Source organism: Streptomyces sp. NPDC058284 (assembly GCF_042881135.1).
Lineage (GTDB): Bacteria > Actinomycetota > Actinomycetes > Streptomycetales > Streptomycetaceae > Streptomyces.
In genome coordinates this window covers 373,532-383,176 of record NZ_JBHVYE010000003.1, presented here as the reverse complement: position 1 = coordinate 383,176, position 9,645 = coordinate 373,532, and the positions used below count along the sequence as shown (strand labels likewise).

The following is a 9,645-nucleotide window of genomic DNA, read 5'->3' as shown; positions in this document are numbered from 1 at the left end:
GAAATCCGCAAACAGAACCCCGCCTTCGGCCTCGGCTCCTACACCGAACTCCCCTCCTCCAACCCCGCCGTCATCGCCTTCCTCCGCGAATACAAGGACGACCTCGTCCTCTGCGTCCACAACTTCTCCCGCTTCGCCCAACCCACCGAACTCGACCTCCAGACCTTCGAGGGGCGCCACCCCGTGGAGCTGATCGGCGGAGTGCGCTTTCCGGCCATCGGTGAGCTGCCCTACCTCCTGACGCTGGCGGGCCACGGGTTCTACTGGTTCCGGCTGCGCAAGGAACCGGCGTAGGCTCCGGCAGCGCGACGCCCTCGCGGGGCGGTTTCCACCGCCCCGCCCTGGGCACTCCTACGCACGACCGGCACCCCCTCCACGCACCACCGGCACTACCGCACCCTGCCTTGTCCGCGACGCGGAAAGGACGCGACGCCATGTCGGAAGCCGCCACCCGTCCCAGTGCGCACGCCACCGCGCTGCTCGCCTCGCTCGACCCGCTGCTGTGCGAATGGCTGCCCCGGCAACGGTGGTTCGCCGGGAAGGGCCGCCCGATCAGCGCCCTGGAAGCGGTGACGGCGACCGAACTCCTGCCGCGCAGCTCGCCGTCGGGCCTGCTCCACCTGCTCCTGCGGGTCCGCCAGCCGGTCGTGTCCGCGCAGGGTGCCGCACTCGACGGACCCGGCGCCGAACGCGCCCCCGACTGCTACCAGTTGCTGCTCGGCGTGCGCCGCGTCCTGCCGCCGCACCTGGCCCCCGCCCTGATCGGCCATGTCACCGAGGGCCCGCTCGCCGGCCAAACGGTGTACGAGGCGCTGCACGATCCGCACCTCGCCGAGCTGCTCCTTGAGCGGCTGCGGATGCCGGGGCGGCACGGCGTGCTCCGCTTCGAGCGCGACATGGGCGTCGAGATCCCCCTGGGACTCCGTCCCCGGCTGCTCGGCGTCGAGCAGTCCAACTCCTCGCTCGTCTATGGAGATACGTTCATCCTCAAGCTGTTCCGCCGCGTCGTGCCCGGTCTCAACCCCGATCTGGAGCTCCCGCTGCAGCTGGCCCGCGCGGGCTGCGCACGGGTGCCCGCGCCCGCCGCCTGGTTCCTCGCCGACCTCGGCGACGGCACGAGCGGTGCGGGCGAGGCCGCCGGCCTCGGGGTGCTCCAGCCGTATCTGGCCGGGGCCGAGGACGGCTGGGAACTGGCGCTGCGGATGCGCGCCAAGGGTGAGTCCTTCACCGGCGAGGCGCGGGCCCTCGGCCGCGCCACGGCCGAGGTGCACGCGTCGCTCGCGTCCGCGCTGGTGACCGTCACCCTGGGCCGGGCGCAGGTCGAGGCGGCCGCCGACGCCATGGCGGACCGCCTCACCGCGGCGGCGCGGGCCGTCCCCGCCCTGCGGCCGTACGCCCCCGGGCTGCTCACCGCCTTCGAGGCGCTGGCCGACCTGGGCGGCGAGGGCCAGTCGTGGACGGCCCAGCGCATCCACGGCGACCTGCACCTCGGGCAGTGCCTGCGCGCCCCGGACGGCGAGTGGTCGCTCATAGACTTCGAGGGCGAACCCGCGCGTCCGCTCTCCGAGCGCCGCCTGCCGCAGCCGCCGGCCCGCGACGTCGCGGGCATGCTGCGCTCCTTCGACTACGCGGCGTCCCACGGCACCCGGGAGCCCGGCTGGGCCGAGGAGTGCCGGGCCGCGTACTGCTCGGGGTACGCGGAGGTCTCGGGCCGCGACCCCCGTATGGATCCCGTACTGCTGCGCGCCCACGAGACCGACAAAGCGGTCTACGAAGTCCTCTACGAGGCCCGCCACCGCCCCGACTGGCTGCCGGTCCCGCTGGCCGCGGTGCGCCGCCTCGCGGAGGACGGCTCCGCCGACGAAGCCCACTGACCACCCCTCCTGAGGAGGCCTCCCCAGTGACCCCGCGCCCCCGCAAACCGTCCGACGAAACCGCCGCCCCGACCGGGAAGAGCCGGAAGGCGGCGAAGCCCGCGAAGAGCACGCGGAGCACCAAGAGCGCGAAGGCCGCCAAGAGCGCGAAACCGGCGGCGCCGCAGACACCGGCGGAGAACTCCGGGGCGGCGGCCGGGGCGGAGACCGGCACCGGCGCCGCCGCCAGGGCCGTGACCGCGCCCGGCGCCACGCCGCCGCCCGTCACCGAGTCCCCCGTCGGCGCCGAGGACCGCGCCCGGCTCCTGAGCGGCACGCACCACGACCCGCACGGCGTCCTCGGCGCCCACCCCGTCCCCGGCGGCGTGGCCTTCCGGGCGCTGCGGCCCTACGCGAAGGCGGTCACCGTCGTCGCCGACGAGCTGCGCGCCGAGCTGCGCGACGACGGCGACGGGTTCTTCTCCGCGGTCGTGGCGCTGCGGGCCGCGCCCGACGACTACCGGCTGCACGTGACGTACGAGGAGACGGAGCTGGAGATCCACGACACGTACTCCTTCCTCCCCTCGCTCGGCGAGTTCGACCTGCACCTGATCGGTGAGGGGCGTCACGAGCAGCTGTGGGAGGCGCTCGGGGCCAGGCCGATGATCCACCAGGGGGCGACCGGCACCCGGTTCACGGTGTGGGCGCCCAACGCCCGGGGCGTGCGGGTGATCGGCGGCTTCAACTTCTGGGACGGCACCGGCTTCCCGATGCGCTCGCTCGGCGGCAGCGGGGTCTGGGAGCTGTTCGTGCCGTCCGTCGGCGAGGGCGAGCTGTACAAGTTCGAGATCACCCGGCCCGACGGCTCCACGACCCTGCGCGCCGACCCGCTCGCGCGCCGCACCGAGATACCGCCCGCCAACTCCTCGGTCGTGCACGAGTCGCACCACGAGTGGCACGACCAGGAGTGGCTCGCGCGCCGCGCGGAGCGGCCGGCCCATGAGGCGCCCTTCTCGGTGTACGAGGTGCATCTCGCTTCCTGGCGACCGGGCCTGACGTACCGTCAGCTCGCCGAGCAGCTCCCCGCGTACGTCGCCGACCTGGGCTTCACCCACGTCGAGCTGATGCCCGTCGCCGAGCACCCCTTCGGCGGCTCCTGGGGCTACCAGGTCACCGGCTTCTATGCGCCGACCGCCCGCCTCGGCACCCCCGACGACTTCAAGTTCCTCGTCGACGCCCTGCACCGGGAGGGCATCGGCGTCCTGATGGACTGGGTGCCCGCGCACTTCCCGCGCGACGACTGGGCGCTCGCCGAGTTCGACGGGCGGCCCCTGTACGAGCACGAGGACCCGGCCCGCTCCGCGCACCCGGACTGGGGAACCCTCGAATTCGACTACGGCCGCAAGGAGGTCCGCAACTTCCTCGTCGCCAACGCGACGTACTGGTGCGAGGAGTTCCACATCGACGGCCTGCGCGTCGACGCCGTCGCCTCGATGCTCTACCTCGACTACTCCCGCGAGCACGGCCAGTGGACCCCGAACGCGCACGGCGGCCGCGAGAACCTCGACGCCGTCGCCTTCCTCCAGGAGATGAACGCCACCGTCTACCGCCGCGTGCCCGGCGTCGTCACCATCGCCGAGGAGTCCACGGCCTGGGACGGCGTGACCCGGGCGACGCACCACCAGGGCCCCGGCGGCCCCAACAGTCCAGCACGCGGCGGCCTCGGCTTCGGCCTGAAGTGGAACATGGGCTGGATGCACGACTCCCTCGACTACGTCGCGAAGGAGCCGGTGCACCGCAAGCACCACCACAACGAGATGACGTTCTCGATGGTGTACGCGTACAGCGAGAACTACGTCCTGCCCATCTCGCACGACGAGGTCGTCCACGGCAAGCGCTCGCTGGTGTCGAAGATGCCGGGCGACTGGTGGCAGCAGCGCGCCAACCACCGCGCCTATCTGGCCTACATGTGGGCCCACCCCGGCAAGCAACTTCTCTTCATGGGGCAGGAGTTCGCGCAGGGCGCCGAGTGGTCGGAGGGGCACGGCCCGGACTGGTGGCTGCTCGACCCGGCGTACGGCGCGGAGGCCGACCACCGGGGCGTGCGCGACCTCGTCCGCGAGCTGAACACCGTCTACCGGCGTGAGGGCGCCCTGTGGCAGCGCGACACCGACCCCGGGGGCTTCGCCTGGGTCGAGGGCGACGCCGCCGAGGACAACGTCTTCGCCTTCCTGCGCTACCCGGCCGAGGACGCCGACGCCGCCCCGCTGCTCGCCGTCTCGCACTTCTCGCCGGTCGTCCGGCACGGCTACCGCCTGGGCGTGCCGGACGAGTTCGCCGCCTGGCAGGAGGTCCTGAACACGGACGAGGCCCGCTACGGCGGCGGCGACGTCACCAACCCCGATCCCCTCAAACCGGAGCCGGTGGCGTCCCACGGCCGTCCCGCTTCCCTGCGCCTGACCCTGCCGCCGCTGGCTACGGTGTGGCTGCGACCTGTTTGAGAGCGACCGGCAGCTCCTCGGCGTACAGCACGCCGAGGCGCTGCGTGGCCCGGGTCAGCGCCACGTACAGGTCGCTCGTGCCGTACCGGGCGGGCTCGACGACCAGGACCGTGTCGAACTCCAGGCCCTTCGCCTGACGCGGGTCGATCAGGACGACCGGCCGCGTCAGGTCCGGGGTCCGCCCGGCCGTCACTCCGGGCAGCTGTGCGGCGAGCTCCGCGTGGAGCTCGCGCGGGGCGATCACCGCGAGGCGGCCCTCGTCGCGGGCCTCGGCGGCCACCGCGCCGGCCACGGCGGCGGCAAGGTCGTCCGTGCGGCGCGCCCAGGGGCGTACACCCGTGGACCGCACCGAGCTCGGCGGCCGGAAGTCCGGGTTCTCCAGGCGTGGCACCTCGGCGGCGACGTCCATGATCTCCACGGGCGTGCGGTAGTTGACGCCGAGCCGGGTGTACTCCCAGCGGTCCTGGACGTACGGCGCGAGGATGCCCTCCCACGTGCCGCAGCCGCCCGCTTCGGCGGTCTGCGCGGGGTCGCCGACGAGCGTCATGGACCGGGTGGGACAGCGCCGCATCAGCAGCCGCCACGCCATCGCGGAGAGCTCCTGCGCCTCGTCGACGATGATGTGCCCGAACGCCCAGGTGCGGTCGGCCGCCGCGCGCTCGGCGGCGCTGCGGTGGTCGCTCTCCTCCTGGCGCTCGGCCATCCGCTCCGCGTCGATGATGTTGTGCGCGAGCAGGACCTCGGCGTCGTCCTCGTCCTTGTCCTCGAACTCGTACGTCCGCGACGCGCGCGAGACGTCGAGCACGCCCTGCGCGTACGCGATCTCCCTGGCCCGCTCGGCCTCGGCCGCCGCCCGCTCGGCGCTGTCGTCGTGACCGAGCAGCTCGGCCGCCTCGTCGAGCAGCGGCACGTCGGCGGCGGTCCAGGGCGCGTCGTACGGACGGCGGACGGCGTCCGCGTCCCGCTCGGACAGGCCCGTCGGCTCCGCGAGGAAGTCGGCGACGAAGCGCTGGGGCGTGAGCGTGGGCCACAGCTCCTCGATGGCGGCGTGCACGTCGGGGCTGGCCGCGATGGCCTTGCCGAGCTGGGCGATGTCGTCGGGGCCGAGGAAGTTCGGGCCGCCGTACGGGTCGTGGCCGATGCGCTCGGCGAGCTGCTCGGTCAGCGCGTCGATGATCCGGAACGCGAAGTGCGGGCGGCCGAGGTTGTGCGGCACGTCGGCGGCGCGGGCCGCCTCCCGCGCCTCGTAGGCGATCGTCCAGTCCAGGATCAGATCGCCGTCGTCGTGCTCGATGATCCGCGGCTCGCCGGGCTCGGGGATCTGCTGGCGGTCGCGTACGGCGGCGGCGAGCACGTCCGCCATCTCCGCGCGGCCCTTCACCTCGGCCGCCTCGGGGCTGTCGACGGCGGTCGCGGTCACGCCGGGGAACAGCTCGCCGACCGTGGAGAGCAGTACGCCGGTCTCGCCGAGGGCGGGCAGCACCTCGCCGATGTAGCCGAGGAAGGCCGGGTTCGGACCGACGATCAGGACGGCGCGCTTGGCGAGCAGCTCGCGGTGGGCGTAGAGGAGGAACGCGGCGCGGTGCAGCGCCACGACCGTCTTGCCCGTCCCCGGGCCGCCCTCGACGACGAGGACGCCGCGATGCGGGGCGCGGATGATGCGGTCCTGCTCGGCCTGGATGGTCTGCACGATGTCGTGCATGCGGCCGGTGCGGGCCGAGTCGAGCGCGGCGAGCAGGACCTCGTCGGCGTCGGCGCCCTCGTGGCCGGTGCGGGTCGTGTCGCCGAGGTCCAGGATCTCGTCGTGCAGGGCGGTGACCTCGCGGGCCTTCGTGGTGATGTGCCGGCGCCTGCGCAGGCCCATCGGCGTATGACCCGTCGCGAGATAGAAGGGGCGCGCGACATCGGCACGCCAGTCGATCACGAGCGGGGTGCGTTCGGTGTCGGACGCGCGGATACCGATGCGTCCGATGTGGTGGTCACGGCCGTCACGGAATTCGAGTCTGCCGAAGCAGAGTCCGTTCTCTCCCCCGTCGAGCGCGGCGAGCAGCCCCGACTGCTCGGCCACCAGTACATCGCGCTCAAGGCGCGCCTGGAGACCCGTGTCCACCTGCGACAACGACGTCTGCACGGCGGTCTCGGCCTCCTCGCGCAGCGCGTCCAGGCGTGCGTACAGCCCGGAGACGAATTGCTGCTCTTCCCGCAATTCCTCGGTTGACAATTCAGCCCCTCGCCAGTTACAGTGCTCTTATTGAACTTCCCGCTGGAGCCACCCGGAACACAAATGGGCAGAGCTTCGCGAAAGAATCCAATATACCAAGGCAAATGCCCCGGACGTCAATTCGTCCGGGGCATTTCTCGTGGCGCGGGCCGCAGCGGGTCCTGCGGCGGCCCGCCCCGCTCAGAGCACGTCGGCCAGCTCGGCCAGGAGCTTCCGCTTGGCCCGCGCGCCCACCATCTGCTTCACCGGCTCCCCGCCCCGGAACACGATCATCGTCGGCGCCGAGAGCACCTTGTACGCGATCGCCGTCTCCGGACTGCGGTCCACGTCCAGCTGCACGATCTTCAGCCGCTCCGACTCCTCGCGCGCCAGCTCGCTCAGCACCGGCGCCAGCTGCCGGCACGGCCCGCACCAGTCCGCCGTGAACTCCACCAGCACGGGCCGGTCCGCCTCACCCAGCACCTCCCCCGCGAAGTCCGCGTCCGTCACCTCGGCCACTCCCGCTGCCTTCATGTGCCCACTCCCCTCATCCCGTGACGTCATCGCGTGACGTCATCCCGTCAGTTCGCACCGCGGCTCGGGGCCGCTCACGAACGCCGCCTCGGCGCGCGCGAGCTGTGCCCCGACCTGCTCGCGCACAGCACCCAACTCGGCTATCAGCGCGTCGAGTTCACCGAGCTTGCGGCGGTACACGGCGAGCGACGCGGGGCAGGAGTCGCCCTCAGGACGGCCGGAGCGCAGACACTCCAGGAACGGCCTGGTCTCCTCCAGGTCGAACCCGAAGTCCTGGAGGACCCTGATCTGCTCCAGGAGCCGCACGTCGTTCTCGTCGTACGTGCGGTAGCCGTTGCCGGTCCGCCGCGCGGGGAGCAGCCCGCGCGACTCGTAGTAGCGCAGCGTCCGCGTGGTCGTCCCCGCGCGCGCCGCGAGCTCGCCGATTCGCATACCCAGACGGTAATCCTTGACGTGGGCGTCAAGGCCAGCGAGTGCGGCCGGGGGCCCGGCCGGGCCGCGTGCGGGAGCGATCGGGTGAACTGCGCGGCGGTGAGGCCTGCCGCGCGAAACGCTCGGGAAGGGCCTCAGTGCCATGACGTCCAGCTCCAGGAGCTTCCTTCCATGCGCGTACGACTTCTCGCCACCGCCGTGCTCTCCACTGTCGCCGCCGGAGTGATCTCGGCGGCCCCCGCCGTCGCCGCCCCGGCGGACGAGGACCCGAGCGTGGGTTCCGTGGCTCCGGCCTTCGTGAACGACGGTCACCTCCACCGCCCCAAGTACGTCATCACGCCCGTGGGCAGCGAGGACCTCCAGGGCCGGCTGCCCACCTGCTACCGCGACTTCTACGCCACCCCGAGCGCGAAGATCTGCAGCTGAGCGAGGCGCCACCGCCGGGCCACGGCTCGGGCCGCCCCGGCGCCCCGCTCAGCCGAAGTCCGGCTCCCCGTAGGCCTGCTTGAACTCGTGGAAGTTCTCCACCCCGGCCATCAGCACCACGCCGTCCCACAGCCGCCCGGCGGCCTCGCCCCTCGGCGCCGGGGAGACGACGGGGCCGAAGAGCGCGCCGGTGCCCTCCACGGAGAGCACCGGTGTGCCGACGTCGTCGCCCACCAGCGCGATGCCCGCCTCGTGCGATGCGCGCACCGCGGCGTCGTACTCCGTGGTCATCGCCACCGCTTCGAGCTCCGCGGGCAGCCCCGCGTCGGCGAGCGCGGCCCCCGTGCCCGCCCAGTCCCGTCGCCGGTGGATCCGCTCCCCGAGCGCGTCGAAGTACCGGCCGAGCGCCGCGTTCCCGTACCGCTCGCGGACCGCCGCGCAGATGCGCACGGGCGCTTTCATGTACTCCCCGCACAGCCCCTCCGGGTCCTCCGGATCGAGGGCGAGGCCTTCGTTGAGTACGGCGAGGCTCATGACCCGCCACCGCACGTCGATGCCCCGCACCTTCTCCACCTCCCGCAGCCAGCGCGAGGTGATCCAGGTGTACGGGCAGACGGGGTCGAACCAGAAGTCGACGCCCACGGCGCGCCGGTCGGGATCGGTGTCGGTGGTCACTCAACCACCGTACGCCGCTGCGGAGTTCAGGCGGGTGTCCGCGCACTCAGGGCCGCGCGGAGCCAGTTGTCGGCGGCGCCGGGTGTCGGCTCCGGTGGGTGCGGCGGTGGGGTCAGGACCTCGGCGGTGAGCTGCCAGTAGCGGTCGATGCGGGGTTCGGCGGCGAGCATGCGGTGCAGGTCGCGGCGGAAGTCCGGGGTGTCGCGGCGGTTCAGTGCGGCGGCGTGGACGGCGACGAAGCAGTCGAGGGCCTCGCCGGGTCGCGGGGCCCGGCCGGATCGCAGCTCCGGCGCCACCAGCTCGTACGCCTCGGGGAGGCCCTCGTAGAGCACGGCGGGGCGGTACCCCTTTCCCGGCGCGTGCGCTTCCGGCCGGCCGTAGTCGGTGCCGGCGCGGGGGCCCGAGACGAAGCAGGGGTCCGTGACGAACTCCTGCAACCGTGCGAAGGCGAGCACCTGGGCCGGGACGGGGGCGTCCGGCGGGACCGGCACCGCCTGGTCGACGACGGCCGCGACAAGCCGGGCCGGAAGGCGCGCCGGCAGCCAGCACCGCCAGAACCGGGCGAGCGCGGCCGTGCCGGGAGGCGTGGACACCGCGCCGATCAGGCGCAGCCGCTCGGCGCGCTCCTCGGCGGAGCAACCGATGAGGAGTTGCAGGGCCGCCTCGCGCCAGCGCAGGGCGGTCAGCCGCGAACCGACCTCCTTCAGCTGTCCCTCGACGATGTCCTCCAGCTGGTCCTCCTCGTCGAGGACGCGGCTCACGTCGGGGACCGGCAGGTCGAGGGTGCGCAGGGAGCGGATGAGGCGGAGCCTGCCGAGCGCCTCGGGGCCGTAGCGCCGGTGGCCGCCGCCGCTGCGGGCGGCTTCGGGCAGCAGGCCCCGGTCGGAGTAGAAGCGCACGGTTTTGACGGAGACGCCCGCACGCTCGGCGAGCTGTCCGATGCTCCACAGGCCGAGCTGCCCGGTGCCCCACGGGCCGTCGGGCGGCGTGCTTTCGGGCCGCAATCCGTCGGGCGACACGGCTT

General features: G+C 73.1%; 9 protein-coding genes. 4 read left to right on the top strand and 5 right to left on the bottom strand.

Features of this window, described 5'->3' with window-relative positions:
• The 3 genes from ACFVYR_RS07710 to glgB all read left to right on the top strand — a co-directional run.
• On the top strand, positions 1-294 hold a 294-nt coding region (locus ACFVYR_RS07710), incomplete at its 5' end, for an alpha-glucosidase C-terminal domain-containing protein (protein WP_384248735.1).
• Positions 295-434: 140 nt separating this feature from the next.
• A complete protein-coding gene (locus ACFVYR_RS07705) occupies positions 435-1,874 on the top strand; it encodes a maltokinase (RefSeq protein WP_384248738.1) in 1,440 nt (479 codons plus the stop codon).
• 26 nt (positions 1,875-1,900) lie between these two features.
• Positions 1,901-4,354: a 1,4-alpha-glucan branching enzyme gene (gene glgB / locus ACFVYR_RS07700; RefSeq protein ID WP_384248741.1), complete on the top strand. Its 2,454-nt coding sequence runs from the start codon at positions 1,901-1,903 to the stop codon at positions 4,352-4,354.
• On the opposite strand, the gene ACFVYR_RS07695 is transcribed toward glgB, so the two are convergent.
• From ACFVYR_RS07695 to ACFVYR_RS07685, 3 genes are all read right to left on the bottom strand, one after another.
• Complete coding sequence (locus ACFVYR_RS07695; protein WP_384248743.1) at positions 4,329-6,575, bottom strand: HelD family protein; 2,247 nt, start codon at positions 6,573-6,575, stop codon at positions 4,329-4,331. The genes glgB and ACFVYR_RS07695 overlap by 26 nt on opposite strands.
• A gap of 180 nt (positions 6,576-6,755) precedes the next feature.
• Complete coding sequence (gene trxA / locus ACFVYR_RS07690; RefSeq protein ID WP_384248745.1) at positions 6,756-7,088, bottom strand: thioredoxin; 333 nt, start codon at positions 7,086-7,088, stop codon at positions 6,756-6,758.
• A 39-nt stretch (positions 7,089-7,127) separates the two neighbouring features.
• The gene (locus ACFVYR_RS07685; protein WP_384248748.1) at positions 7,128-7,520 is read right to left on the bottom strand and encodes a MerR family transcriptional regulator; all 393 of its coding nucleotides are present in this window, start codon (positions 7,518-7,520) and stop codon (positions 7,128-7,130) included.
• Positions 7,521-7,691: 171 nt separating this feature from the next.
• Here ACFVYR_RS07685 and ACFVYR_RS07680 point away from each other — a divergent pair, with 171 nt between their 5' ends.
• On the top strand, positions 7,692-7,946 hold the full coding sequence (locus tag ACFVYR_RS07680) for a hypothetical protein (protein WP_384248750.1): 255 nt from the start codon (positions 7,692-7,694) through the stop codon (positions 7,944-7,946).
• A gap of 48 nt (positions 7,947-7,994) precedes the next feature.
• On the opposite strand, the gene ACFVYR_RS07675 is transcribed toward ACFVYR_RS07680, so the two are convergent.
• A complete protein-coding gene (locus ACFVYR_RS07675; protein ID WP_384248752.1) occupies positions 7,995-8,621 on the bottom strand; it encodes a DsbA family protein in 627 nt (208 codons plus the stop codon).
• Between the two features lie 26 nt (positions 8,622-8,647).
• Entirely contained in the window at positions 8,648-9,571 is a 924-nt protein-coding gene (locus tag ACFVYR_RS07670; protein WP_384249528.1) for a MerR family transcriptional regulator, read from the bottom strand.
• Positions 9,572-9,645 lie beyond the last annotated feature (74 nt).